The following is a 23976-nucleotide window of genomic DNA, read 5'->3' as shown; positions in this document are numbered from 1 at the left end:
CCCCTGGCTCACCCTGCGCCATCTGCTCGACGGCTGGCGCAAAGCCCCCAAACTGCCCCAGAGTCGCCCCCTGCCGCCATAACCGCCAATCCCTTGCATCCGGCAGGGGATGACCACTACCCTATGACTCCTTATTCTGCCGTTGACCCTGAGGTCAGCGGCTTTGCTGATCCGCTTGCTGCCGATGGAGTCCTGATGCACCACAACCCGCCCCTGCTACGCACTGCCACCCATACCGACATGCATGCCATCTGGCAGATCGATGCCAAGGTCTTTGGCGAAGATGTCTATCCCGCCTTCTTCTTCCGTCAGGCGATGGATCTCTGGCCTGAACTGCTGCTGGTGGCCGAATACGAAGGCCATCTGGTGGGTTATGTGCTGGGTGGCGTCGGTCAGGAGCGAACCAAAGGGTGGGTGCTCTCGCTGGCGGTACTGCCCGAGGCGCGCGGTTTTGGCCTCGCGGAGCGGATGATGCGCCAGATGGAGGCCAACCAGCAGGCGCTGCAGATCAGCGAATTGCAGCTCACGGTCGACCCGGCCAATCCGGCCCAGCGCCTCTACTACCGGCTCGGTTACACATTGCAGGAGGAGGTGGCCGACTATTTCGGCCCCGGCGAGGATCGGCTGGTGCTGGTCAAAAAGCTCACCGATACAGCTGCGATTCAAGGATAAAACCGGTTACAGAACGCATAATTGGTTACATTTTGCCGATTTCATGTGTGACGGGGTTGGAGTAAAGTCTGCTCATCAACCGGATTGTTCAAATTACGTGCAGCCCAGGAGGCCCACCATGTTGAAGCGTATGACCCTTATTGCCCTGCTGGCAGCGACCACCATCACCGGATGCGCCAACAGTGACGTTTACTCTGGCGATGTCTACACCAAAGACCGCGCCAAACAGGTACAGACCGTCAGCTACGGCACCATCCTCTCCACCCGCCCGGTGAAGATCCAGGCCGATGAGAACTCCCTGGTGGGCACCATTGGCGGCGCCGTGGTCGGCGGCCTGCTGGGTAGCACCATCGGTGGCGGTACCGGCCGCGACATCGCAGCCGCAGGCGGCGCCATCGCCGGTGCCGCAGCCGGTAACGCCATCGGCAACAAGATGAATCAGGTCGACGGCGTCGAGCTGGAGATCAAGAAAGAGAATGGCGAAGCCATCGTGGTCGTGCAGAAAGCGAGCCCCACTTTCAGACCGGGTGCCCGTGTCCGCATGACCCAGGGCAACGGCAGCATCAACGTGGCCGTCGTGAACTAAGAGTGCGAACTAAGAGTGCGAACTAAACGCGCCACCGCGCTCGAGCCATAAAAAAACCGCCGATTCCGGCGGTTTTTTGTTGTCTGACGTTCGGGATTACATGCTGTAAGCCTTCTCGCCGTGGGAGGTGACATCCAGCCCTTCCCGCTCGGCATCGCCGTTCACCCGCAGACCCACCAGCATATCGACCGCCTTGAAGGCAATCGCCGCCACGGTACCGGACCAGAGGATGGTAACACCCACCCCGATGGCCTGGATCTTCACCTGAGCCAGGATGGAGTAGCCCTCGGCCACCTGATTGGTGACATAGTCCCACACCCCGGTACCGCCCAAATCCGGGCTGGCAAAGACGCCGGTCAGCAGGGCGCCGAGAATACCGCACACCCCGTGCACGCCGAACACGTCCAGACTGTCGTCGGCACCCAGCAGACGTTTGAGACCGTGCACGCCCCACAGACCTGCCACGCCACTGATAAGGCCCATCACCAGACCACCGCCAACTCCGACGAAACCGGCTGCCGGGGTGATCACCACCAGACCGGACACCGCACCGGATGCCGCACCCAGCAGGGAGGGTCGCCCTTTCATCACCCACTCGGCCAAGGTCCATGACAAAGCGGCCGCAGCCGGAGCGACCCAGGTGTTGATAAAGGCGAGTGCGGCGATACCGTTGGCTTCCAGTGCGGAACCGGCGTTGAAGCCAAACCAGCCGAACCAGAGCAGGGAGGCGCCGATCATGGTCATGGTCAGGCTGTGGGGAGTCATGGGATCACGACCGTAGCCCAGACGCTTGCCCACCAGATAGGCACCCACCAGACCCGCCACCGCGGCGTTGATGTGCACTACGGTGCCGCCTGCAAAGTCGAGTGCACCATGCTGGAACAGATAACCGGCAGTCGCGGTTGCAGCGGCAGCCGCATCGGCGCTGGTATAAGCATCCGGACCCGCCCAGTACCACACCATATGGGCCAGCGGGATGTAGGCGAAGGTGAACCAGATCACCGAGAAGAGCAGCACGGCGGCAAACTTGATGCGCTCGGCAAAGGCGCCGACGATCAGACCGCAGGTAATGGCGGCAAAGGCACCCTGAAACACCACATAGATGAACTCGCTGATGCCAACGCCCTTGCTGAAGGTGGCTGCGATGGAGTCAGGGGTGACCCCCTTGAGCAGCACCTTGCTGAAGGATCCGTAGACGCTGTTGCCCTCGGTAAAGGCGAGCGAGTAACCGTAGATCACCCAGAGCACGCAGATGAGGCAGAACAGGGTAAAGACCTGCATCAGCACGCTCAGCATGTTCTTGGCCCGCACCAGACCACCGTAGAAGAGTGCCAGACCGGGGATCGACATCAGGATCACCAGCGCCGCAGAGAGCAGCATCCAGGTGTTGTCACCCTTGTTGATTGTCATGGTGGCAACCGGTGCCACCGCAGCCTGCACCTGAGCGACCTCTTCGGCCCAACTTGGGGTAACCAGCAAGGCAGGCAACATCGTCAGACCCGCCATCATCCATTTTTTGACCATAGAGCACTCTCCTTCCCTGTCGTACCGGTACGAGACCGGCTCCGTTTCCCTGATTGAATCTGTGGCAAGCCGCAAGGTGTTGCTGCAACCCGCCAGAATCACACCCGTGCCCGGCACGGGGATATCTCTGTACGTCAGCGTCACTACTTCGACTGCTGATGACCACCAGAGACCGTCTGACAGAAGAACAGCATAAAGTGGGCCACAAATATAAACCCATTATAATCAATGTATTAACTTGGACATGATGCCAATTTGCACCAAAATGGCGCAGCGATTGCGCTAACCTGAACTCGCCCGCTCTGTGACAGGGCAACCAGTCACTGGCGCACCAGAAGTGCGCAACCCCGGAGCCAGTCCACAGGCTGATGCCATCAATATCACATTTTGCGGGTCAGCTCGTTTACACTGTCAGACCAGTCGTTTCCTGTTATCTGACTACGGCGCACCATTACGCAGATCCTTGTTCGCAAGGTGATGGCAGGCCCAATCCGAGGAACACCATGCAGCTTGACCGTCTCGATATCAGCCTCTCCCACTACCACCATCTCGATGGGGAGCATCGAGCCCACATCGTGCTGCTGGGGGTATTGATGCTGGCCATCATGCTCCTGCATCTCTGGCTGCTGCCCCACTTCTCCTTTGAACGCTTTCACGCCATCAGCTTCAGTTTTGAAGTGATCAACTGGCTCACCATGCTGTTCCTGTTCTGGGTGGTGCAGTGCGCCCATCTCCCCACCACCACCTACCGCCTGCTCTCCTGCGGTTTGATACTGTGGCTGCTGGGGGCCAGTCTGGATGTCATGGACGAGATCGTGCAGCAACCGCTGTGGATCGCCATCTATGCCGAGGATCTGCTGCGCTCCTGCGGCATCCTGCTCAGCAGCATCGGCATCCTGAGCACCATGCACCACCTCTTCCACATCAATACCCAGCTCAGAGAGCAGGCGCTGTTTGACGATCTGACCCGGCTGCCAAACCGGCGTTACTTTCATCAGCAGCTGTTTCTGGAGCAGGGGATGTGCCACGCCCTCATCCTGCTGGATCTCGATCACTTCAAGGTGATCAATGACAACTACGGCCACGATATCGGGGATGGGGTGTTGCAGCAGTTTGGCGAGCTGCTGCAACAGCACTGCCCGCCCGAGGCGCTGGCGGCCCGCGTCGGCGGTGAAGAGTTTGCCCTGCTGCTGCCCGTCGGCAACGAAGTAAAATTGCAGCAACTGGCCTGCACCCTGCTGGCGGCAACGCGCACCATCGCCCCCGACCCGGCCCATCCCCTGACAGTCAGCCTGGGGCTCGGCATCCGTGAACAGCAAGAGTCGGCGGTCTCGCTATTCAAACGGGTGGATCAGGCACTTTATGGTGCCAAGGAGGCGGGCAGAAACTGCGCCGTGTGGGCCACTCCGACCACCAATGGAGGCTGAGTATCTGCCGGTTGATTACCGGTCTCGGTGCAACATAGCGGATGAAACTCTCCCCTCCTAAAAGCGGAAGGTAAGACCGATATTGGCCTGCCACTGGGTCACCAGCTCCCCGCGCACCTTGAACACGCACTGCTCCGGGTTGCAGAGAAACTGGTTGTTATCGTTGACCAGCGAGCCATAGCCGCGCACCTCGGCCCGCAGCGCCAGATGCTCGGCGAGGCGCGGTTGTACCCCGAGCGCCAGCGACATGGAAGGGGTCACCTCGCTGTCGTAGGCGGCAAAGCGGGTCACCCCGATCCCGGCGCCGATATAGGGTGCCATCAGGTTGTCAGCGAGGGTCAGCGCACCGGCAAAGTGCAGGGTATCCACCGTCAGGCGATCCGGCTGGTCGGGAGAGAGGGTGGTGGACTGATGGCTGTAGAGCAGCTCAATCATGCCCGGATCATCCACCTCCTTGCTGATAAAGAGGCCCCAGTTGCCGGAGCCCTGCCCCTGCAGTGAATCAAGCGAAGCGGAGCGCGACACCGGCGCCGCCACCTCGTCACTCCTCTCGAAATCGATGGCTGAGCTGTAGCCGAAAAACGGCGTCACCTGCCAACCGGATGTGGTCGCAGCCTCGCCACTCCAGGCCTGCCCGAGTGGCAGCAACAGCCCCATCATCCCTATCCCGACTCTCTTCATCATCGTCCCCTGCTCCCTGTGTGATTGTGCAGAAAGCATACCAGAGGCATCCTGCGCCCATCCTAAACGGCGGCTGTACCGGATCACTTTCATCGCGGGATTTATCCCTCGCCAAAGGCCCTGCCGATCCACCCCACTGGCGCAGCTATGCGCCCCTGCCACCATTCATCGACGGTTAACCTCTGCCACGTATGCTGGCGCCAAATCGGGTCATCGGGGCCCTTTATCACCACTCAACAGGAGATCAGGGAATGGTTGCCGCGCAACTCAACGACCCCAAAACCACCCTCGCGGATACCCTGCGGGCCACCGCGCACGCCATCGACGAGAGCCACATCAGCCTGCGCCAGATGCTCGCGCTGGTGGGGGAACAGGGGATGCTGCTGTTTTGCGTGCTGCTCACCGTCCCTTTCCTGCTGCCGGTCTCCATCCCCGGCGTCAGTACCCCGTTTGGCCTGCTGATCCTCTTTATCGGCATCGGCATCACCCTCAACCGGGTGCCCTGGCTGCCCGCCATGCTGATGGAGCGCCGCTTCGCCGCCGACCAGCTCAAGCCGACCCTGCACAAGGGGGCGGATCTGCTGGCCCGCATCGATCGCGTTATCCGCCCGCGTCTGCTGTTGCTAACCGGCAGCAGCACGGTCAACCGCTGCAACGGCCTGCTGATCATGCTGGCCGCCCTGCTGCTGATGCTGCCCCTTGGCGCCATCCCGTTCACCAATGCCATGCCCGCCTGGGCCATCCTGCTGCTCTGCACCGGCATGTTGCAGCGAGACGGCCTGTTCGTCGCCAGCGGCTATCTGCTGGTGAGCGCAACCCTGATCTGGTTCAGCGCGCTGGCCATCGGCTTGCTGATGGCGGGCCAGAGCGCCACCGGCCTGCTCGGCTAACCCCGACGCCAAGAAAAAGGGCGACCAGATGGTCGCCCTTTTTGATTTGTGCGGGATACCGCCCGGTCAAAGCAGATCGTAGATAAGGGCCGAGATGGCAAGCAGCCCCATCACCAACACAAAAAGGGTACTCGGCCCGCGATAGCGCTTGAGTGCGGGCAAGCGATAGATGGAGCAGGCTGGCAGCAGAAACAGGATCACCGCGATCAGCGGGCCACTGACGCGCTCGATGATGTCGAGCACATTGGGGTTCAGATAAGTGATGACGGCGGTCACCATAAACAGGATCACCGAGGACACCCGGGCGATGGTCGACTCCTTGAGGGAGAGCCCCAGCCCCTGACAGGCACCGCTCACCATGCTCACCGTCCCCTCGCTCACCCCCATGGAGGTGCCGAGGAAGGATTTGGACATGGCCAGAATGGCGATGAGCGGCCCCACATAGGCGATCAACGGGTTGGAGAACTTGTTCGCCAGCGCCGACAGCACAGAGATATTGTCGGTGCGGGCCAGCGCCATCTCGGCCTGACTCAGGCTCATCACGCAGCTCACCACGAAAAAGAGCACGCTGCCGCAAATCAGCAGGCTGCTGCACTTGATGATCCGCTTGGCGCGCAGGTCGGCACTCTCCTGACCGCGCTTCTTCTGTGCCGCGCTGAAGGAGGAAATAATGGGGGCATGGCTGAACGAGAACACCATCACCGGCACGATCAGCCAGAGGGATTTCCAGAACGCAGGATCACGCCAATCCACCGCCTGACTCTCGCTGAAATAGGAGAGGCTCCACTGGGGCAGCAGATAGACAGAGAGACCGATCAGGAAGGCGACCATCGGCAGTGCCAGCACGCTGATGGCCGACACCACGATCTGCTTGCCTGCCAGCAGGATCAGATGCAGACCCAGCATCACCCCCAGCACCAGCAAGCCGCGCGGGAGCTCGGCGTTGCCCAGCTGGTGCACCACAAAGCTCTGGATCGCATTGGTGATGGAGATGCTGTAGACCAGAATGATGGGGTAGAAGGCCATCAGATAGACCAGCATCAGCAGCTTGCCCGCCTTGGCACCGAAGTGCTCCTCCACCACATGGGTGATGTCCCCTTCCCGATGGGAACTGGAGAGCACAAAACGGCTCAATGCCCGGTGGGAATAATAAGAGAGCGGAAAAGCCAGCAATAAAATAAACAGCAAAATAACCGGGGAATTACTGCCAACAGTAATAGGGAGAAATAACGTACCGGCACCGACAGCAGTGGCATATAAGCCCATGGTCCATACCGAATCGCTTTTCTCCCATTTCAATTTTGAAACAGGGTTACTCTTTTCAGCAATAGAAACACTCATTGCAATATATACCTTATTAGTCTGTCATCATTATTTTTATTGGCCTGAATAACAGGCTGGAGATATGTCGTTGCATATCGCCCTGCACCTGGAAAAAACAACGCCGCCAGCGGCCAACAGGGCCACCAGAGGGAAACGGAGCTGCCACGCTACCATCGTTGAAATCGCTATCCCGGTCAAGGTTAATAATTCATGACTGTTTGAATCGGATTGTTTCAAAAGACAACGAGATGTATCACATTCGTCATCCAAAACCCAATTCAAGCCTGTTTGATAACATACCGATAAAACCTCATCCTGTTGCCCAACAACACAAATAAGACCAGCGATCAGGCCGATAATATTAACACCATAGCCAGAGGAATATGAGTTAAATAATCCGGCCAACTTTCTCACCAGTTGATAGCCATATCATTAAATTGTTAATGGCAACAGATCAGCTCATTTCTGACCAGCCAAAGGCTCGAGATACTCAGCGCGCCGGGCAGTGCGCCACCCGGTTGCGACCTGCCCGCTTGGCCCGATAGAGCCACTCGTCGGCCCGAGCCAGCGCCTGATTGATCTCCTCTTCCGGCGGCACCAGAGTCGTGCCCAGACTGACCGTCATGGCGACCGGATCGGCAGGCAGCGCTTCGACGGCGGCGCGGATCTGCTCCGCCATCTGCAGTAAACCGGCTTCATCAGTCCGTGGCAGCAGGATCAGAAACTCCTCGCCACCGCTGCGCACAAAGAGGTCGTCCGCCCGCAACAGGGCATCGATGCAACGACTGAAGCGCTGCAAGGCCCGATCTCCCTGCTGATGACCGTAACGATCGTTGATCTGTTTGAAGTGATCGATGTCGAGCATGATAAGGCCGCAGGGCGCCTCCCCTGCCCGCAACTGCTGGCAGTGATCGAAGAAAAAACGGCGGTTGTAGAGGCCGGTCAGCTGGTCGGTTTCGCTCTGGCGCTGGAGCCGCTGCTGTAACTCGAACTGGCGGGTAATATTGCGGGTCACCCAGGCCACCGCCCGCTTGCCGTCATAGAGGGAGGGAAGCGGCGCAATCTTGCCCTCGAAACGCTGCACCCCTTGCGGCCCGACGGCGGCATTGATCCCCCCCACCTCGACTGCGGCCAGCTCATACTCCACCACCCGCACCTGACCACTCGCCAGCGACTCGGCCACCTGCGCCTTGACCCACGCAGCCATCTCGGGCGGCAGCACATCGGCCAGCTGCTTGCCCGCCAGCGGATTGCCATCGTGGTAGGATTGATGCTCCATGCCGCCGATATATTCCACGTAATAGCCATCTTCACTGAGGATAAAGATGGGATCTGGCAGTTGGGCAATCACTTCATAAAGCTGGGTTACCGAAAGCGCCATGGGGACTCCTGTACTTCAGCATCAAACAGGGGAAAAGATATTCTGCCTCAAGGGGACTCAACTGCCCTCATCGACGCAGATGGTTATTTTACCGCCATAGCCAACAATCCTTTACATCTAGCAGCCCGCCAGCGTCTCGGCCAGCAGGGGTTGCCAGCGCGCCCCGCCCCCGACCCGGTGCCTGCTCACAGTAGCCACAGCGCCCTCATCCGGTCGCGGATATCTCATTGTTTCAACTCACAAGTTCATTTACGCTGGCCCTCCTGAGCCTACATTTTCGCCTCATCGGCCATCAGGGATGCCAGCCCCCGCAACCGCAGGGGCTGTACCAAGGAAAAGGAATCGCCAGATGAAAAACGCCATCGTCACCGCCCGTTTCGACGCCATCAGCACCGAAGGGGAGCAGCTCATCCTCAAGATCGCCATCAAGGCCCCTGAGCCGGACCCCAAGTCCGCCAGCGGTGATTGGCGCTGCAAGGTGAAGCTGGCGGGGCTGAGCGACAAGACCTTCATCTACGGCGTCGACAGCCTGCAGGCCCTGAGCCTCGCCATCAAATTTGTCGAGACCGAACTGCGCGCTTTCTCCGATGCGGGCTGGCAATTCTATCTGCCCGGCAGCCCCGATCACCCCATCGACATGAGCGCCTGCTACTTCCCGGCGCTCTAGCCCGGCCAATCCAAGGAGACCAGATGCACGGACCCGATCCCGCCAATCCCCACCCCATGAACGGCTTTCCCCAGGTGTGCTTTATCAAGAACACCATCAAGGGGCCCAATATCGAGGTGGGTGACTACACCTATTACGACGACCCGGAGGATTCGGCGGGCTTCGAGCGCAACGTCCTCTACCACTTCCCCTTCATCGGCGACAAGCTCATCATCGGCAAGTTCTGCGCCATCGCCCGCGGGGTGAAGTTCATCATGAACGGCGCCAACCACCAGACCTCCGGCTTCTCCACCTACCCCTTCTTTATCTTCGGCAACGGCTGGGAACATGCCGCACCCGCCCCGGGCAGCCTCCCCTACAAGGGCGATACCGTCATCGGCAACGATGTCTGGATTGGCTATGACGCCCTGATCATGCCCGGCGTCAAGGTCGGCAACGGCGCCATTATCGCCGCCCGCTCGGTGGTCACCGGCGACGTGCCCGCCTATGCCGTGGTCGGTGGCAACCCCGCCAAGTTGCTCCGCTACCGCTTCGACGACGACACCATTGCCCGTCTCAACGCCATCGCCTGGTGGGACTGGCCGGTGGAGCAGATCAGCCGCCATCTGCCGCTTATCAGCGGCGGCGAGATAGCCGCGCTGGAAGCGGCAATCCGTTAGAAACAACCACCATCAAGCAGGAAGCACTATGCAATTAACCACACCACAGCCACCCCAAGACAATGAGTTCGAGGCCCTACGCAATGGCCTGAACGGTTTCAACGAGGCCATCACCGGCCAACTGCTACGCGAACGGATCGCCAGCTTTATCAAGGATGAAGACGGGGCTGTGCGGGGCGGAATTCTGGGTGAGATAAAATGGGGCTGGCTCCATATCGAAGGACTCTGGGTCGACGAAAGCATCCGCCGCGATGGCTGGGGCGGCCACCTACTCGGCGCCATGGAGCTGTACGCCCAAAGCAAGGGCATCACCAACTACCATCTGGAAACCACCAGCTTTCAGGCCCTCCCCTTCTACCAGAAACAGGGTTACGAGGTCTTTGGCCAGCTGCCCGATATGCCGCCGGGGCATATCAGTTACTTTCTGAAAAAGCAGTCATAAGCCGATGAACAGCCGCAACAGCCCTGCAATAGACAAGGCGCCGGGTAGCTGGAGTCTCTCCTTCTACAGACGCCTTGCCTTGCTCTTTGCGCTGCTTGCAACCAGCTCCAGCGCCTTTGCCCTGTCACTACACGATCTGGATCCGGCATTTGAGCGATGTGAAGCGATCAAGTCACAACACAGCGCCATACTGCCCGCAAAAAGCGACCCCTTCTGGTCACTGGAGAAGGAACAACAGACGACCGTGCTGATCTATCTGCATGAGAAAAGCATGGAGCGCTGCACCGCAGCAGAAGTGGATGCGCTGGCGATCAAGGCGTTTCATCAGGCGGTTGAGGGTGATAGCACTTTTCTGAACACTTTGATCAAGGCGAGAGCAACAACGCTCACTCCCGCCCAACAAGCTCAGTTGCAGCAAGTCGGCCAAGCAGAGTTGGATAGATTGGCCGGGATGAAGGAATTTGCTCTGCCCTTTTCACTAACCAAGTACCTCAATCAGCTCAGCTTATGAAGGAGTTGGCTTCAGATATCATGAAACAGCATCATCTGACCTACTGCCTTGCTTGGAAGACCAATTTTCCCACTGCCGCTCAACCAATTTCTTAATTTTTTCATCCTGAGGTACAGGATGAATGTCAAAATCATTCAGTGTTGCTTTGTATAACGCCTCCCCGCCACCTACAGGGGCACATAGTGCTGATAAAAATACATCCTCTGCCTGTTTAACCTCACCAAGTAAAGCTAATGTATAAGCCCTATTGCCCAAAATAAAACCATTCAACTGCTCAGCATTTAGATAGGTTAAAGCTTTATTAAGATCACCAAGAGCTTTATTAAACTGAATGCTAGCTTCAATTAAATTACCCATGGTTAAAATGAGCTTACCTTTACATAAATTCTCAAAACCTATACCGTTGTATGCATAAGCGATCTGTTCTTTCAGCTCTGGCTCGGTCGCGTCTCCAAAACGGCGAATGACCTCTACAAGATCAGCGCTATTTTTTAGCAAGTTTCCTTTGCCAACTAAAGCTTTTGCAATAATTATTTTAAAGTCGAGCTGTTCCATACAATCAAATTTCCGGACTACCTCTTCATAGGTTGCGACCGCATCATCGACCTGATTGTTCCTCGCCAGTAAAACCCCTTTATTTACAAAAGATTTAGCCACAACAACTTGCAGTGAAAGATCAAGCTCACTACTAAAGCGACAAATTATTTCTTCATACGCGTCCACGGCCATATCTATTTTTTCTTGTTGTACGAGTAAAGCACCTTTGTAAGCCAGTGCATTTGCAACTTGTACTTTTAGTACTACATCAGTTTCATCACCAAAAAGGTTAATCACTTCCTCATAAACTTTTGTAGCGGCAACAAAATTATTTCCACGACCGAGATACACCCCCTTATTCAGTAAGGCTTTAGCAATATATTCTTTCAATGCGAATGTAGACGCATTACCAAATCGTCTAACTAATTCATCAATTGTGCTAATAGCCACTTCAATCTGGTTTAAATGACCTTGTGCCACACTTCTGTTATAAAGTGCACTTGCAACTTCAACATCATTTGCCTCAATAGATTTCGAAGCGCTCAACCAATAAAGTGCAGCTTCCTCAAACTCTTTATTTGTATAGGATGTGTAAGCAAGCAAGTTCCAGTCATCATATCTATAACGGCTAACGGGGATATCTTTGAGCAAGTCCGCTCGTTGTTTTACCACAGGGGATAAATCAAATGCTTCATCCTGCTGAACTGAAGTGCCAACATCTCCATTTCGCTGTATTTCTGCCTTTGCATCTTCGGCAAACCTCTCAAATTCATCGATATGAGATGTTATTTTACTCCTAGCAGATGTGACCTCTCGTTGTAATTCATTTATCTGAACTTGGAGATCAAGTGCCTGGTTTTCAAACCATTGCTTTGCAACACTCTCAGCCTCTCGCTTTGTTTTATCAGCAAAGGAAAAGTATCCAACAAAACCAACTACAGCTAAAACAATAGTAATCCCAAGCCCAAAACGGTCTAAGCTCTGACCTGCATATATTAGAGAGTCATCAATTCGCTTTCCTGCCGCTGCAATCTCCTGTCGACTAGACTCAACAACCTGTTTTTGACTGTTCAAATCAGCTTGGAAATTTTCTACACGGCTGTCCATATCAGACAACTTATCGTATAACCTTCCAAGATCCAGTCTTTGTTGTTCTTTGACCGTCTCAATCTGCATCTGCTGGTTTGTAAACATTGCGCCAATTAACTGATTAGTTGTAGTGTCAGTTTCAGCCAAATGCTTTGTTGATGCATTAGATACCGGAATAAAAAAACATATCAGACAGATAAAAAACAATATTTTCAGGTAATGAATACGTAAAAACAATGGAGGCATGGTCATATTTGTATAGGTCAGATAAATTACTGAGCATGCAATTTACTGTTTCTCTGACATAAAAACCATCTGGTAAATGGAAAAGTTTCGGCAGGCCCGCAGTTTTATCTAAAAAATGCGATCCCCACACCAGTATCGATAGATTGCCATTTGGCCTAGTAATCTCAGACATACCGGATGCTATGAGCGGCACGCAGGTATCCCCCCTTGTCACATTAGGGCTTATCGGCGCACTTATCTGCCGAGCTTTGCTCTGAATAGCCGCCACCGGCCACCCCTTTCCCCCAAATCGGCCATTGCTAATGGTCGCAATGACCCATGCGATAAGCTGAGCTGCAGCCACGATTTTTGCACTGGCGAAACGATATCAAGAATCATCGTTGCGCCAGAGAAACAATCCTGTTGGTGCAAACAAAGCAAAGCGGCAAGCAGTGGCGGGGATCTGCCCCTCCGATCTGCTTGCCGCTGTCTGTTACCACAGGTGTAAACGTCGTTAACGACCCAAAAAGGGTTCCCAATCTTTAAACACCGGCTGCAACCCGGCCTGCCGCACGGCGGCGGCCACTTCCCCCACCGGGCGGTCGTCGTGGATGGCGAACTGCTCCAGCTCCTCTTTATCCCCCTCGGCATAGCCTCCCGGCTGGGTGCGCGACTCGGCCGACATCTGGGTGATGCCAAGGCGCACCGCACCGTTGCGGAAGGTGGCGGACTCGCGGGTGGAGAGCGACAAGTCCAACGTGGGCGAGAAGAGGCGCCAGGCGCAGATCAGCTGGGCCAGCTGGCGATCCGACATGACCACGGCAGGCTCCAGCCCACCGGTGCAGGGGCGCAGGCGCGGGAAGGAGAGCGAATAGCGACTCTGCCAGTGGTGGCGCTCAAGCCAGCTCAGATGCTCGGCGACAAAGTAGCTGTCGGCGCGCCAATCCGAGGAGAGACCGATCAGCGCCCCCAAGCCGATTTTGTCGATACCGGCGCGGCCGAGCCGATCCGGTGTCGCGAGGCGCCATGCGATGTCCTGCTTGTTGCCGCGCAGATGGTGGCGGGCGTAGGTGGGAGCGTGGTAGGTCTCCTGATAGACCATGACGGCGTCGAGGCCGAGGGTTTTCAGCTCGGCATATTCGGCCTGCGAGAGGGGCTGCACCTCCATCCCTACCGTGCTGAAGTGGCGACGGATGATGGGCATCACCTCGCGAAAATAGGCGAGCCCCACCTTGTGCTCGTGCTCGCCGGTCACCAGCAGCACGCTGTCAAAGCCGCGCGCCTTGATGGCCAGACACTCGCGCTCAATCTCCTCTGTATTCAAGGTCTTGCGCTTGAGGCGGTTGCTCATGGAGAAGCCGCAGTAGGTGCAGTCGTTGGCGCAGAGGTTCGACAGATAGAGCGGCACATAGAAGCCGATGGTGTTGCCAAAGCGCTGGCGGGTCAGCCGCTCGGCCTCGGCCGCCATCTGCGGCAGATAGACTTCGGCGGCAGGGGAAATCAGCGCCATAAAATCGGCCAGGGTACGGCGGGGTGAACCCAGCGCCCGCTCAACATCGGCGGCGGTCTTGGCTCGGATCTGCATGCCGATATCGTCCCACTCCAGCTCCTGCCAACGATTGGCAAAATCCAACCCCCTCCCGGCCTCCCCCTTGGGAGGGGGAGGAGCGCAGGGCTCGTCCCCTTCAAGCACCGAATCTGCCTCTGCCCTCACCCCCAACTCCTCTCCCTTATTTTGTGAAGAGTCGAGAGGGGAGGAAGAATCTCCCCCAGTGATAGCAATTCCCTGACTCATAACGCCCCCAGAAAATCGGTGAGCGGGCTGGAGGCTTGCGCCTGCAGGGCGCGGGCGCCGAGGCCCGCCTCATAGGCGCTGCGCCCGGCGGTACAGGCCAGCGCAAAGGCGCGGCCCATGGCGACCGGGTCGCCGCTCACCGCGATGGCGGTGTTGACCAGCACGGCATCGGCCCCCAGCTCAAAGGCGGCGGCGGCGTGGCTCGGCGCACCGATGCCCGCATCCACCACCACCGGCACATTGGCCTGCTCGATGATGATGGCGAGAAACTCCCGGGTCACCAGCCCCTGATTCGAACCAATCGGCGCGCCAAGCGGCATCACGGCGGCGCAGCCCACCTCTTCCAACCGCTTGCAGAGCACAGGGTCAGCACCGCAGTAGGGCAGCACCACAAAACCCTCTTTCACCAGCTGCTCGGCGGCTTTCAGCGTCTCGATGGGGTCGGGCAGTAGATAGCGCGGATCGGGGTGGATCTCCAGCTTGAGCCAATTTGTTCCCAGCGCCTCGCGGGCGAGATGGGCGGCAAATACCGCCTCGGCGGCGGTCTTGGCGCCGGAGGTGTTGGGCAGCAGCTTGACCCCGAGTTTCAGCAAGGGGCTGAGGATATCGTCGTGGGCCTTGCCCGGTTCGAGCCGCTTGATGGCCATGGTGACCAGTTGGGAGCCGCTTGCCTCGATGGCGGCGGCCATCAGGTCAGGGCGGGCAAACTTGCCGGTGCCGGTAAAGAGGCGCGATGAGAAGGTGTGATCAGCAATCTTGAGCATGTCAGCCTCCCGCCACGGTGGTAAGAAGAGATGAGGCCCCGCCGCAAGGCAGAGCACGCGAAGATGGGACTGCGAGCATCATGGGTCAGCCTCCGGCAATGGCGGTGAAGAGGTGAAGTTCGTCTCCGTCATTGAGACGAGTCTCGGCCCAGCGGCCTCGGGGCAGCACGGCGCCGTTAAGGGCTATAGCCACTCCCTGTGGATTAACTTCTTGCGCCGCCAGCAGCTCGGCCACGCTCTGCCCTGCCGCCAGCGGTTGGGCTTTATCGTTGAGTCGAATGGTGAGGGTCATGGGGTGATCTCCTTATCGTGTGTCGGGCATCGGCGCTGCCCGCAAACCGGGCAATCGGGGTCGGGAGCCAGGGTGAGGGTCTGCCACTGATGGGTCAAAGCATCGAAGCGGCGCAATGTGCCGGCGACCGGGCTCGGCATCCCGAGCAGCAGTTTCAGTGCCTCCAGCGCCTGCAAAGAGCCCATTACCCCTACCAGCGGGCCGGTGACGCCGCTGGTCTCGCAGCTCTCTTTGATCTTGGTATCCAGCGGATAGAGGCAGGCGTAGCAGGCGTGATCCGTACCTGTGCGCGCCATCAGCTGCCCCTGCCAGCCCACTGCGGCGGCGGAGATCCAGGGCTTGCCCTGAGCCACGCAGGCGGCGTTGATGGCCTGGCGGGTGACGAGGTTGTCGCAGCAGTCGATCACCAGATCTACCTCGGCCACAAACTCCGGCAGGCTGGCGGCATCGAGCCGCTGGTTGATGGCGATCAGCTCCACCAGCGGGTTGTGGGCGGCCAACCGCTCACGGGCCAGCTCCGCCTTGGAGTGGTTGACCGCCTCGGAGTCGAACAGGATCTGGCGCGGCAAGTTGCTGGAATCGACCGTATCGCCATCGGCCAGCCACAAGGTGCCCACACCGGCGCCAGCCAGATAGAGAGCGAGCGGCGAGCCGAGCCCGCCGAGGCCGACGATCAGCACCGATTTATCCTTGAGCCGTGCCTGACCCGCCTCCCCCACTTCCGCCAGCATCAGCTGGCGGCCGTATCGCAGATACTCTTTGTCACTAAGAGACGCCTCATCAGAGAGCATGCTCCACCTCCCGCATAACAGTGGTCGAGCGCGGCTCATCCCCCGCTCCCACGGCCTCGAGCAGCCGCTCGGTCGCCCCCTGCCAATCTCGGCTTCCGGTAATGGCCGAGACCAGCGCGATACTGCCCACCCCGCTCCCCTTGACCGCCGCCACCCGCTCCTCGCTGATGCCGCCGATGGCCACCGTCGGCCAGTCGCACATCAGGGCGCGGTAGCGATGCAGCCGCACCAGCCCCTGCGGGCGGGAGGGCATCGCCTTGGTGTTGGTCGGGAAGATATGGCCGAGCGCGATATAGGAGGGCGCCAGTTCGCGCGCCCGCATCAGCTCGAAGTAGCCGTGGGTGGAGATGCCAAGGCGCAGCCCGGCCGCCTGAATGGCAGCGAGATCGGCGGTCTCCATATCCTCCTGCCCCAAATGCACGCCCCAGGCGCCCGCCTCGATGGCCTGCTGCCAGTAGTCGTTGATAAAGAGCCGCGCCCCATGACGGCGACCGAGCTCTACCGCATCACGAATGGCCGGCGCCACCTGAGCGGCGGGCAGATTCTTGATCCGCAGCTGAATGGTCTTGACCCCCTGCCCCAGCAGGCGGCGCAGCCACTTGACCGAATCGACCACCGGATAGAGACCGAGGTTGTGTTCGGTCGGCGCAAAGGGGCCATCCGGCAGGCGGGTGCTGCTTGTCTCATAAAGTCCGAAACGACAGTCGAGGGTTGAGCCCGCCAACACGGCGCGGGGGAAGTGGGCAAGATTGTTCGGCCAGCCAAGATGGGCGATGGGGCCAGGGCCTGCGCCCACTCCCTGCGCCGCCGCCAGCCCCTGTTGCAGGTAGGCACGAGCCAGGGTGATGGCGTCCTCCACCGGATAATCCTGCGCCACTACGGCGGCGATGGCGCTGGCGTAACAGCAGCCGGTGCCGTGGCCGTGACGGGTATCGAGGCGCGGCGCCGCCAGCCAGAATTCGCGGGTCTCATCCTGGTAGTAATCGAGGCAGAGATCGCCACTCCACTCCAGATGGCCCCCCTTGACCAGCACGGCGCGGGCGCCGAGTTCGCGCAGGCGGCGGGCGGCAAGGCGCACCAGTTCGGGGCTGCTGACCGGCAAGCCGGTCAGGGCTTCCAGCTCGGGGCCGTTGGGGGTGATCAAGGAGAGGCGCGGTAACAGCTGCTCGCGCACCGCCTCCAGCATATTGGGCTCCGCCATCGGGGTGCCGGTGCTGGCGATGGCCACCGGGTCGTAGACCACGAAGGGAGCCTCGATGGCAGCCAGTCGGCGGGCCAGCACCTCAACGTGAAGCCGGGTCGGCAGCAGGCCGATCTTGATGGCGGCAGGCGGCAGATCGACGCCAAGGGCGTCGATCTGGGCGGTGAAGGTCTGCATCAGCACGGGGTCAACCATCTTCACCGCCACCGAGTTCTGGGCGGTGATGGCGGAGATGACCGAGCAGCCGTGGACGCCGAGGTCGTGCAGGGTGTGCAGATCGGCCTGAATACCGGCGCCGCCCCCGGAGTCTGAACCGGCGATGGTCCAGACAACTGGGCGGGAGTCCGTCACAGGCAGCAGATCGGCGGGGCTGACAGCCCCGCTTGCGCTGCTCACGCCTCCTCCCCTGCGGCCTGTTTCAGCGCCGCCGCCTGATGGTAGATCTCGCCGCCAGTCTCCTTGAAAGTTTCCGCCATGCGGGCCATGCCGCTCGCCACCTGAGCCACCACCTGCTCCTGCTGGCCATCCATGCCGACCAGCTTGATCTCAACGGCCTCCAGCTTTGCTGCGTAGTCGCGCACGTCCTGAGTGATCTTCATGGAGCAGAACTTGGGCCCGCACATGGAGCAGAAGTGAGCCACCTTGCCGGACTCCTGCGGCAGGGTTTCGTCGTGGTAGGCACGGGCGGTGTCGGGGTCGAGGGCCAGATTGAACTGATCCTCCCAGCGGAACTCGAAGCGCGCCTTGGACATGGCGTTGTCGCGGATCTGGGCGCCCGGGTGACCCTTGGCCAGATCGGCGGCGTGGGCGGCAATCTTGTAGGTAATCAGCCCCTGCTTCACATCCTCCTTGTTGGGCAGCCCCAGATGCTCCTTGGGGGTGACGTAGCAGAGCATGGCGCAGCCGTACCAGCCGATGAGCGCGGCACCGATGCCGGAGGTGAAGTGATCGTAACCCGGCGCGATGTCGGTGGTGAGCGGGCCCAGCGTATAGAAAGGCGCCTCGTGGCAATGCTCCAACTGCTCGGTCATGTTGCGCTCGATCATGTGCATCGGCACGTGACCCGGCCCTTCGATCATCACCTGCACGTCGTACTCCCACGCGATCTTGGTCAGCTCACCCAGGGTGCGCAGCTCGGCGAACTGGGCCTCGTCGTTGGCGTCATAGACGGAGCCCGGACGCAGACCGTCGCCCAGCGACAACGCCACGTCATAGGCGGCGCAGATCTCGCAGATCTCGCGGATGTGCTGGTAGAGGAAGTTCTCCTTGTGATGGGAGAGGCACCACTTGGCCATGATGCTGCCACCGCGCGAGACGATGCCGGTGAGGCGCTTGGCAGTCATCGGCACGAAGCGCAGCAAGACGCCGGCGTGGATGGTGAAGTAGTCCACCCCCTGCTCGGCCTGCTCCAGCAGGGTATCGCGGAACAGCTCCCAGGTGAGGTCTTCGGCGATGCCGTTGGTCTTCTCCAGCGCCTGATAGATGGGCACGGTACCGATGGGCACCGGGCTATTGCGCAGGATCCACTCGCGGGTCTCGTGGATGTAGCGGCCGGTGGAGAGATCCATCACGGTGTCCGCGCCCCAGCGGGTAGACCAGACCAGCTTCTCCACCTCCTCTTCGATGCTGGAGGTGACCGCCGAGTTGCCGATGTTGGCGTTGATCTTCACCAGAAAATTGCGGCCGATGATCATCGGCTCCGCTTCCGGGTGGTTGATGTTGCTGGGGATGATGGCGCGACCGGCAGCCACCTCATCGCGCACAAATTCGGGGGTGATGTTCTGGGGCAAACGGGCACCGAAATCGCGGCCCGGATGCTGGGTACGCAACAGTTCGGAGCGCACCCGCTCGCGGCCCATGTTCTCGCGAATGGCGATAAATTCCATCTCGGGAGTGACGATGCCGGCACGGGCATAGTGCAGCTGGGTAACCCGGCGACCCGGCTTGGCGCGGCGCGGCTTTGGCAAGTGCTCGAAGCGCAGGTGATCCAGCCCCTCGTCGGCCAGCCGCTCCTGAGTGAAGGTAGAGCTGAGTCCCGGCAGTTCGTCGGTGTCACCCCGCTCCAGCACCCAGTTTTCCCGCAGGCGCGGCAGGCCGCGGCGCACGTCGATGGCGACCCCCTCCTCCCCGTAACGGCCAGAGGTGTCGTAGACCGGCACCGGCTCGTTGGGCTCGAACTTGGGATCGTCTTTGGTGCCACCGACGAAGGTGTCGGCCAGCTGGATCTCACGCAGGGGTACCCGGATATCGGCGCGGGAGCCTTCGATAAAGATGCGGCGGGAGTTGGGGTGAGCCATCCCCTTGAGGCTGTCGATAAAGGCCTGGGCGCTGGAGCGCTGCTCGCGGCGGCTGGATTTGGCGGTATCAGATACAGAAGTAGACATAGCAAAACTCACATTAACTGGTTGAAGTTATGGGTGTTTGCTTGTCTGGAGTTCGAGGAGAAGATGAACTTGCGGCGGGGTGTTTATATCAGGAGGGAGCGCACGCGGGATGGATCTCCGCTCTGCTGTTCTGCCGCTTCCCGCTCTCTGCACGCTGTGGGCAAGGCGCCCCACGTGCTGGACAACCGGACGGGACAGACTCCCTCCTGTGCGCCCTGACCCATCAAGGGTGATCCCTTCGATGAGCGGAAGAGGCTTGTTCCTCCTCCGGCGCGGCAACCCGCAAGTTACCCTTGTTTCCCTTCGCAGGTTTTAACCTGATCAGGTTCCACGGATCCCGAATTAACGGTCTCAGCTTCGCGTCGTTCGACGGTCAGCACTCCGACAAGATGGCGCCAGTATAAGGGTGAAAATCTAAAGCACAAGCCGTTAACAATATGGGTCAACGGCCGGTGCTGTGGTCAGACGGGGTTACTCACCGCGCGACCAGGTGCGGATCGCGGCGATCTCCGCGGCAGGGATCTGTAGGGATTCAAGGAATTCCTGATGGGCCTGTGGCTCCATCTTCTCGAACTGGATATGCCAGTTGCGCATCATCTCTTCGGTCATGCCTGCGGCCTGCATGATGGCAACCCAGCGTGCTTTATCTACCATGGGGATCTCCTCGTCTGTCTGTTGGCGATAGAGGATGATGGCCCGTTGTTGACGCCTCAGCTCGGCGATCTCCTGCTCCAGTCGCAGCAGGTGACCATCGAGGCAGGAGTGGCTCTCCTGCCTCGCCGCCAGCAGGGTGCCGATCTCTTCGAGCGGCAGCCCCATGGCGCGAAAGCTGGCGATCTGCCGCCCCCGTTCCAGCTCCGCCTCGCCATAGCGGCGATAGCCGTTCTCCCCGCGCAGGGCAGGAAGCAGCAGACCGAGACGTTCGTAATAGAGCAGGGTGGTGCGGCTCAGGCCCAGTTCTCTGGCCAGCCGGGTAATCGTCAACATAGGGGGTTCCTTCATCCAACGGGCAGAGGATAAACCCGCCTATCGTAGACGGGTCAACTACTCCTCCGGATTGACCACCAGGATTTCGCTTAAGTGACCCTGTTCGTCGCGGGTCAGCACCAGCTCGCTCCCTTCGTGCAGATCGGCGGGCGAACCGTTGACCCAGCGCACCTGCGGGTTGAGTGGCACAGTGCCCAGAGCAGCCAGCGTGAGGTGCCGCTCATCGAAGGATTGCAGGCGATCTTGCGCCCGCTGCCAGGGCTGATTGGCCAGCGATGCTCTGGCGGCCAGCAGCTCAATCCGGGTGGCAACCCCGTCGGCCACCAGCAGGGAGAGCTGGTCGCCGGGTTTGAGTGGCTGCCGCCAAATCTGCCCCTGCCGCCAGACGGCGGCACTGCCCTGCTCCACCTCGGCCCCTTGAAATTGCAGGCGGATGCCATCGCTGTGCTCCAGCTCCACCAGCCACAGCTCGTCGGCCATCGCCTGCGCGGCACAGAGCGGTAACCCGAACAGCCACGCACACCACTTTGTCCTCTGTTCCATCTCGTTCGTCCCTGAACAAAAAGCCCATGCTGGACAAGCATGGGCTTCAATCGGGATCATTTCTACTCGGGAAGCAGAAGATCGGCTCAGTCATCCTCGCGGCAGCGACTCAGGCGCATGCCGTCAAACTTGCACTCCAGCTCGAGCCAACGCCCTTCAAAAGGGGTCAGGCTGTTGTCCGAGGTGGTGTAGCCCCAGATCCGTCCCCCTTCGACCGGCCCCTCCAGATCCATCTCGTCCTTGTCATCTTCGTCGAGGGCTTCGACCTTGCGCACATAGCGCACGCCGTTCTCCACCACCCCCTTCATCTCGACCCAGGTGCCGCCAAGATCATCTTCGTTGAGCCAATCCTTGAAACGGGTCTGGTCGTCGATCACAAATGGCATGCCGTTGACCATCAACTGGCCAAGCTGCCAGGTGGTGCGGCCGGTCAGCTTGAATTCGGTCGCCTGTGCGGTGCCAAGTGGCAACAAGATCAGCAACAGGAGGGCGCAGATAGACTTCTTCATCGGGGATCCTCGGGGTTACACTGGCAAACAGGATGCCGTATCCGGTGTGAAAAGAGCGTGAAACGCTCGCCAACCAGGAGAGCAAAGCATGAAGATTTTGGTAGTGGAAGACAATCCTCAGGTGGCGGAAACCATCATGGATTATCTGGAGCTGGCCGGTCACCGCCTCGATTGCGCCTATCACGGTCAGGCGGCACTGCAACTGCTGGAGGAGCAGCGTTTCGACGTCATCATCATGGATGTGATGATGCCGCGGCTCGATGGCCTCAGCACGGTAGCCCGCCTGCGCGAGCAGGGGATCGCCACCCCGGTGCTCTTTCTCACCGCCCGCGACAGCCTGGAAGACAAGCTGGCGGGCTTCAAGGCGGGGGGCGATGACTATCTGGTCAAGCCGTTCGCTATGGAGGAGCTGGAGGTGCGGCTGCAAGCCCTCAGTCTGCGCGGTCCGCGCGGCGATGTGGGGGCCATCTGCTTTGGCGATCTGACGGTCGATGTCGCCAGCGGCCGGGCCACCCGCGCCGGTGAGCCCCTCAAGCTCGGCAAGATCCCGTTCCAGATCCTCGCGCTGCTGGCCCGCCGCGCCCCCGCCATCGTCAGCCGTCAGGAGATGCTCGACACCGTCTGGGGGGATGAAGAGCCCGACTCCGATGCCCTGCGCAGCCACATCTACGCCCTGCGCAACGCGCTGGACAAACCCTTCCCCACCCCCATGCTCGAGACCCTGCATGGGCAAGGTTACCGACTGGTGAGCGCATGAGCCTGCCGAGCCTGCGCCGCCGCCTGATCATGGCGCTCGGGGGCGCCGGGGTGGTGCTGCTGATCCTGCTCTCCGGCCTGATGCTGGTGGCCGAAGACAAGATGGAGGAGCTGAGCCTGCGCCACTGGCTGGAGGCGGAAGTGACCCGCTACAGCGATGACTGGCTGCGACTCGGCCCGGCGGCCGCAGCGCCCAGCCCGCGCCAGTTCTCCAGCTACTGGACCGAAGCGGGCCGCCTGCCCAAGTGGCTGAAGCCCTACCAGACCCCCGGCTTTTTCGAGCATCAGCTGGGCAAGGAGGACAAACACTTTCTGGTGGCACGCCACCCCTCCGGCAAGGGGATGCTCTATCTGGTGTTCAACGATGACGCCGATGACTACCTCGACCCCTACGAAGACAAGCTGCATCTGGCGACCCGGCTGATCGGGGTGACCCTGCTGCTCGCCTGCCTCGGCTTCGGCATCTGGCTGGTACGCCATATCACCGGGCCGCTGCAACGGCTGCAACACAGGGTCGCCCACCTCACCCCGGATCAGGCGGATTTCGAGCCCGACGCCCCCTGGCAGGAGCTGCGGGATATCGAGCTGGCGCTGCTGGCCGGTAAACAGGAGGTGAGCGCAGTGTTCGCCCGCGAGCAAGAGTTCAGCCGCTTCGCCAGCCACGAGCTGCGCACCCCCAACATGGTGATCCAGGGCTCGGCCGCCCTGCTCGGCAAGGTGACGGACTTGCCCACTCCGGCCGCCCGCGCCACCAGCCGCATCCGCGCCGCCGCTGACGAGATGGCGCTGCTCACCGAGACCTTCCTGCTGCTGGGCCGCAAGGAGGCAGTGGAGCGGCCGCTGCAACAGGTCACCCCGCTGATCCGTCAGGAGCTGGCCCGCCTCGCCCCGCTGTTGCAGCGGGAAGCCCTCGATATCAGGCTGAACCTGGACGAGAGCAGCGAAGTAAACGCCCCCCTCTCCCTGCTCGCCATTGCCCTCGGCAACCTGCTGAAAAATGCCCTGAGCTACGCCGATGGCCATATCGACATCGAACTGTGCGGCCCGGTACTCACCATCAGCAACCCGACGGCGGCTGCGCCGGATCAGATCCTTGGCTACGGCTGCGGCCTCACCATCATCCAGCGCATCTGCGAGAAGCTGGGCTGGCAGATCGACACCCGGCTGGAGGACGGAATTTTCAGCGCCCGGCTGGTGATGATCACCAGCGAACCCACAAAGGCATAGCCCCCTCATCCCCGGCCCTTCTCCCGCAAGGGGAGAAGGGAGACAACAGACACTCCCCGGCAAGACCGCTGCCCACCAGCCAGATAGCAACAAGGCGCCCGAGGGCGCCCTGT

At 60.0% G+C, this 23976-nt stretch carries 26 protein-coding genes, 1 pseudogene and 1 riboswitch; of the genes and pseudogenes, 11 read left to right on the top strand and 16 right to left on the bottom strand.

The window, feature by feature from the left end; genetic code table 11:
• The 3 genes and pseudogenes from LD28_RS23890 to LD28_RS0100595 form a co-directional block, all read left to right on the top strand.
• A pseudogene (locus tag LD28_RS23890) lies at nt 1-82 on the top strand (nitrous oxide-stimulated promoter family protein); the annotation flags it as partial.
• Between the two features lie 113 nt (nt 83-195).
• Nucleotides 196-672 carry a GNAT family N-acetyltransferase gene (locus LD28_RS0100600; RefSeq protein ID WP_033135096.1) on the top strand — a complete coding sequence of 159 codons (477 nt, stop codon included), beginning with the start codon at nt 196-198 and terminating at the stop codon, nt 670-672.
• Between the two features lie 118 nt (nt 673-790).
• Nucleotides 791-1258: an outer membrane lipoprotein gene (locus LD28_RS0100595; RefSeq protein ID WP_033135095.1), complete on the top strand. Its 468-nt coding sequence runs from the start codon at nt 791-793 to the stop codon at nt 1256-1258.
• Nucleotides 1259-1354: 96 nt separating this feature from the next.
• Here LD28_RS0100595 and amt read toward each other — a convergent pair whose 3' ends face one another.
• Nucleotides 1355-2782 (bottom strand): ammonium transporter, encoded by a 1428-nt coding sequence (gene amt / locus LD28_RS0100590; protein ID WP_033135094.1) that lies wholly within the window; start codon nt 2780-2782, stop codon nt 1355-1357.
• Between the two features lie 503 nt (nt 2783-3285).
• Between amt and LD28_RS0100585 the strand changes: the two genes are divergently transcribed.
• Complete coding sequence (locus LD28_RS0100585) at nt 3286-4209, top strand: GGDEF domain-containing protein (RefSeq protein WP_033135093.1); 924 nt, start codon at nt 3286-3288, stop codon at nt 4207-4209.
• Nucleotides 4210-4266: 57 nt separating this feature from the next.
• Here LD28_RS0100585 and LD28_RS0100580 read toward each other — a convergent pair whose 3' ends face one another.
• The gene (locus LD28_RS0100580; protein ID WP_033135103.1) at nt 4267-4890 is read right to left on the bottom strand and encodes an outer membrane beta-barrel protein; all 624 of its coding nucleotides are present in this window, start codon (nt 4888-4890) and stop codon (nt 4267-4269) included.
• A 251-nt stretch (nt 4891-5141) separates the two neighbouring features.
• Here LD28_RS0100580 and LD28_RS0100575 point away from each other — a divergent pair, with 251 nt between their 5' ends.
• On the top strand, nt 5142-5780 hold the full coding sequence (locus LD28_RS0100575; protein WP_033135092.1) for an exopolysaccharide biosynthesis protein: 639 nt from the start codon (nt 5142-5144) through the stop codon (nt 5778-5780).
• A 66-nt stretch (nt 5781-5846) separates the two neighbouring features.
• On the opposite strand, the gene LD28_RS0100570 is transcribed toward LD28_RS0100575, so the two are convergent.
• From LD28_RS0100570 to LD28_RS0100565, 3 genes are all read right to left on the bottom strand, one after another.
• On the bottom strand, nt 5847-7121 hold the full coding sequence (locus tag LD28_RS0100570) for an amino acid permease (protein WP_033135091.1): 1275 nt from the start codon (nt 7119-7121) through the stop codon (nt 5847-5849).
• 36 nt (nt 7122-7157) lie between these two features.
• Nucleotides 7158-7508, bottom strand: coding sequence for a hypothetical protein (locus LD28_RS22765; RefSeq protein ID WP_156120056.1), 351 nt, complete (start codon nt 7506-7508; stop codon nt 7158-7160).
• A gap of 85 nt (nt 7509-7593) precedes the next feature.
• On the bottom strand, nt 7594-8484 hold the full coding sequence (locus LD28_RS0100565) for a sensor domain-containing diguanylate cyclase (protein ID WP_033135090.1): 891 nt from the start codon (nt 8482-8484) through the stop codon (nt 7594-7596).
• 349 nt (nt 8485-8833) lie between these two features.
• Between LD28_RS0100565 and LD28_RS0100560 the strand changes: the two genes are divergently transcribed.
• From LD28_RS0100560 to LD28_RS0100545, 4 genes are read left to right on the top strand one after another with little or no spacing between them, the layout of a single operon-like run.
• Nucleotides 8834-9151, top strand: a complete 318-nt coding sequence (locus tag LD28_RS0100560; protein ID WP_033135089.1) for a DUF6968 family protein — start codon at nt 8834-8836, stop codon at nt 9149-9151.
• A gap of 23 nt (nt 9152-9174) precedes the next feature.
• Nucleotides 9175-9810 (top strand): Vat family streptogramin A O-acetyltransferase, encoded by a 636-nt coding sequence (locus tag LD28_RS0100555; protein ID WP_033135088.1) that lies wholly within the window; start codon nt 9175-9177, stop codon nt 9808-9810.
• Between the two features lie 28 nt (nt 9811-9838).
• On the top strand, nt 9839-10252 hold the full coding sequence (locus tag LD28_RS0100550) for a GNAT family N-acetyltransferase (protein WP_033135087.1): 414 nt from the start codon (nt 9839-9841) through the stop codon (nt 10250-10252).
• A gap of 4 nt (nt 10253-10256) precedes the next feature.
• On the top strand, nt 10257-10763 hold the full coding sequence (locus tag LD28_RS0100545) for a hypothetical protein (protein ID WP_033135086.1): 507 nt from the start codon (nt 10257-10259) through the stop codon (nt 10761-10763).
• Between the two features lie 18 nt (nt 10764-10781).
• Here LD28_RS0100545 and LD28_RS0100540 read toward each other — a convergent pair whose 3' ends face one another.
• From LD28_RS0100540 to LD28_RS0100495, 11 genes are all read right to left on the bottom strand, one after another.
• Nucleotides 10782-12536: a tetratricopeptide repeat protein gene (locus tag LD28_RS0100540; RefSeq protein WP_156120055.1), complete on the bottom strand. Its 1755-nt coding sequence runs from the start codon at nt 12534-12536 to the stop codon at nt 10782-10784.
• A gap of 16 nt (nt 12537-12552) precedes the next feature.
• Complete coding sequence (locus LD28_RS22760; protein ID WP_156120054.1) at nt 12553-12978, bottom strand: hypothetical protein; 426 nt, start codon at nt 12976-12978, stop codon at nt 12553-12555.
• 150 nt (nt 12979-13128) lie between these two features.
• On the bottom strand, nt 13129-14247 hold the full coding sequence (gene thiH / locus LD28_RS0100535) for a 2-iminoacetate synthase ThiH (protein WP_033135084.1): 1119 nt from the start codon (nt 14245-14247) through the stop codon (nt 13129-13131).
• A gap of 158 nt (nt 14248-14405) precedes the next feature.
• Nucleotides 14406-15173: a thiazole synthase gene (locus LD28_RS0100530; protein WP_033135083.1), complete on the bottom strand. Its 768-nt coding sequence runs from the start codon at nt 15171-15173 to the stop codon at nt 14406-14408.
• 85 nt (nt 15174-15258) lie between these two features.
• Nucleotides 15259-15465, bottom strand: coding sequence for a sulfur carrier protein ThiS (gene thiS / locus LD28_RS0100525; RefSeq protein WP_033135082.1), 207 nt, complete (start codon nt 15463-15465; stop codon nt 15259-15261).
• Entirely contained in the window at nt 15462-16256 is a 795-nt protein-coding gene (locus LD28_RS0100520) for a HesA/MoeB/ThiF family protein (RefSeq protein WP_033135081.1), read from the bottom strand. The genes thiS and LD28_RS0100520 overlap by 4 nt, the downstream gene beginning before the upstream one ends.
• Nucleotides 16246-17853, bottom strand: coding sequence for a thiamine phosphate synthase (gene thiE / locus LD28_RS0100515; protein ID WP_033135080.1), 1608 nt, complete (start codon nt 17851-17853; stop codon nt 16246-16248). The genes LD28_RS0100520 and thiE overlap by 11 nt, the downstream gene beginning before the upstream one ends.
• Nucleotides 17850-19841, bottom strand: coding sequence for a phosphomethylpyrimidine synthase ThiC (gene thiC / locus LD28_RS0100510; protein WP_033135079.1), 1992 nt, complete (start codon nt 19839-19841; stop codon nt 17850-17852). Before thiC ends, thiE begins: the two co-directional genes overlap by 4 nt.
• A 280-nt stretch (nt 19842-20121) precedes the next feature.
• Nucleotides 20122-20235: riboswitch (TPP riboswitch) on the bottom strand.
• 77 nt (nt 20236-20312) lie between these two features.
• On the bottom strand, nt 20313-20828 hold the full coding sequence (locus LD28_RS0100505) for a MerR family transcriptional regulator (RefSeq protein ID WP_033135078.1): 516 nt from the start codon (nt 20826-20828) through the stop codon (nt 20313-20315).
• 57 nt (nt 20829-20885) lie between these two features.
• Nucleotides 20886-21371: a hypothetical protein gene (locus LD28_RS0100500; RefSeq protein WP_050514228.1), complete on the bottom strand. Its 486-nt coding sequence runs from the start codon at nt 21369-21371 to the stop codon at nt 20886-20888.
• Between the two features lie 86 nt (nt 21372-21457).
• Nucleotides 21458-21880, bottom strand: a complete 423-nt coding sequence (locus LD28_RS0100495; RefSeq protein ID WP_033135077.1) for a hypothetical protein — start codon at nt 21878-21880, stop codon at nt 21458-21460.
• An 88-nt stretch (nt 21881-21968) separates the two neighbouring features.
• Here LD28_RS0100495 and LD28_RS0100490 point away from each other — a divergent pair, with 88 nt between their 5' ends.
• Nucleotides 21969-22637 (top strand): response regulator transcription factor, encoded by a 669-nt coding sequence (locus LD28_RS0100490; RefSeq protein ID WP_033135076.1) that lies wholly within the window; start codon nt 21969-21971, stop codon nt 22635-22637.
• Complete coding sequence (locus LD28_RS0100485; RefSeq protein ID WP_033135075.1) at nt 22634-23863, top strand: sensor histidine kinase; 1230 nt, start codon at nt 22634-22636, stop codon at nt 23861-23863. The genes LD28_RS0100490 and LD28_RS0100485 overlap by 4 nt, the downstream gene beginning before the upstream one ends.
• The last annotated feature ends 113 nt before the right edge of the window (nt 23864-23976 follow it).

The sequence above is a fragment of the Aeromonas finlandensis genome (assembly GCF_000764645.1).
Classification (GTDB): Bacteria; Pseudomonadota; Gammaproteobacteria; order Enterobacterales; family Aeromonadaceae; genus Aeromonas; species Aeromonas finlandensis.
This window is presented reverse-complemented; position numbering and strand designations above follow the sequence as displayed.

What these genes read in the sequence shown, in the direction of transcription:
- LD28_RS0100570 (WP_033135091.1), bottom strand. Translation starts at nt 7,121, where the DNA reads ATGAGTGTTTCTATTGCTGAAAAGAGTAACCCTGTTTCAAAATTGAAA.
- LD28_RS0100490 (WP_033135076.1), top strand. Translation starts at nt 21,969, where the DNA reads ATGAAGATTTTGGTAGTGGAAGACAATCCTCAGGTGGCGGAAACCATC.
- LD28_RS0100585 (WP_033135093.1), top strand. Translation starts at nt 3,286, where the DNA reads ATGCAGCTTGACCGTCTCGATATCAGCCTCTCCCACTACCACCATCTC.
- LD28_RS0100560 (WP_033135089.1), top strand. Translation starts at nt 8,834, where the DNA reads ATGAAAAACGCCATCGTCACCGCCCGTTTCGACGCCATCAGCACCGAA.
- LD28_RS0100545 (WP_033135086.1), top strand. Translation starts at nt 10,257, where the DNA reads ATGAACAGCCGCAACAGCCCTGCAATAGACAAGGCGCCGGGTAGCTGG.
- LD28_RS0100495 (WP_033135077.1), bottom strand. Translation starts at nt 21,880, where the DNA reads ATGAAGAAGTCTATCTGCGCCCTCCTGTTGCTGATCTTGTTGCCACTT.
- LD28_RS0100530 (WP_033135083.1), bottom strand. Translation starts at nt 15,173, where the DNA reads ATGCTCAAGATTGCTGATCACACCTTCTCATCGCGCCTCTTTACCGGC.
- LD28_RS0100485 (WP_033135075.1), top strand. Translation starts at nt 22,634, where the DNA reads ATGAGCCTGCCGAGCCTGCGCCGCCGCCTGATCATGGCGCTCGGGGGC.
- LD28_RS0100600 (WP_033135096.1), top strand. Translation starts at nt 196, where the DNA reads ATGCACCACAACCCGCCCCTGCTACGCACTGCCACCCATACCGACATG.
- LD28_RS0100555 (WP_033135088.1), top strand. Translation starts at nt 9,175, where the DNA reads ATGCACGGACCCGATCCCGCCAATCCCCACCCCATGAACGGCTTTCCC.
- LD28_RS0100520 (WP_033135081.1), bottom strand. Translation starts at nt 16,256, where the DNA reads ATGCTCTCTGATGAGGCGTCTCTTAGTGACAAAGAGTATCTGCGATAC.
- LD28_RS0100505 (WP_033135078.1), bottom strand. Translation starts at nt 20,828, where the DNA reads ATGTTGACGATTACCCGGCTGGCCAGAGAACTGGGCCTGAGCCGCACC.
- amt (WP_033135094.1), bottom strand. Translation starts at nt 2,782, where the DNA reads ATGGTCAAAAAATGGATGATGGCGGGTCTGACGATGTTGCCTGCCTTG.
- LD28_RS0100550 (WP_033135087.1), top strand. Translation starts at nt 9,839, where the DNA reads ATGCAATTAACCACACCACAGCCACCCCAAGACAATGAGTTCGAGGCC.
- LD28_RS0100575 (WP_033135092.1), top strand. Translation starts at nt 5,142, where the DNA reads ATGGTTGCCGCGCAACTCAACGACCCCAAAACCACCCTCGCGGATACC.
- LD28_RS0100500 (WP_050514228.1), bottom strand. Translation starts at nt 21,371, where the DNA reads ATGGAACAGAGGACAAAGTGGTGTGCGTGGCTGTTCGGGTTACCGCTC.
- LD28_RS0100565 (WP_033135090.1), bottom strand. Translation starts at nt 8,484, where the DNA reads ATGGCGCTTTCGGTAACCCAGCTTTATGAAGTGATTGCCCAACTGCCA.
- thiC (WP_033135079.1), bottom strand. Translation starts at nt 19,841, where the DNA reads ATGTCTACTTCTGTATCTGATACCGCCAAATCCAGCCGCCGCGAGCAG.
- LD28_RS0100595 (WP_033135095.1), top strand. Translation starts at nt 791, where the DNA reads ATGTTGAAGCGTATGACCCTTATTGCCCTGCTGGCAGCGACCACCATC.
- thiS (WP_033135082.1), bottom strand. Translation starts at nt 15,465, where the DNA reads ATGACCCTCACCATTCGACTCAACGATAAAGCCCAACCGCTGGCGGCA.
- LD28_RS0100580 (WP_033135103.1), bottom strand. Translation starts at nt 4,890, where the DNA reads ATGAAGAGAGTCGGGATAGGGATGATGGGGCTGTTGCTGCCACTCGGG.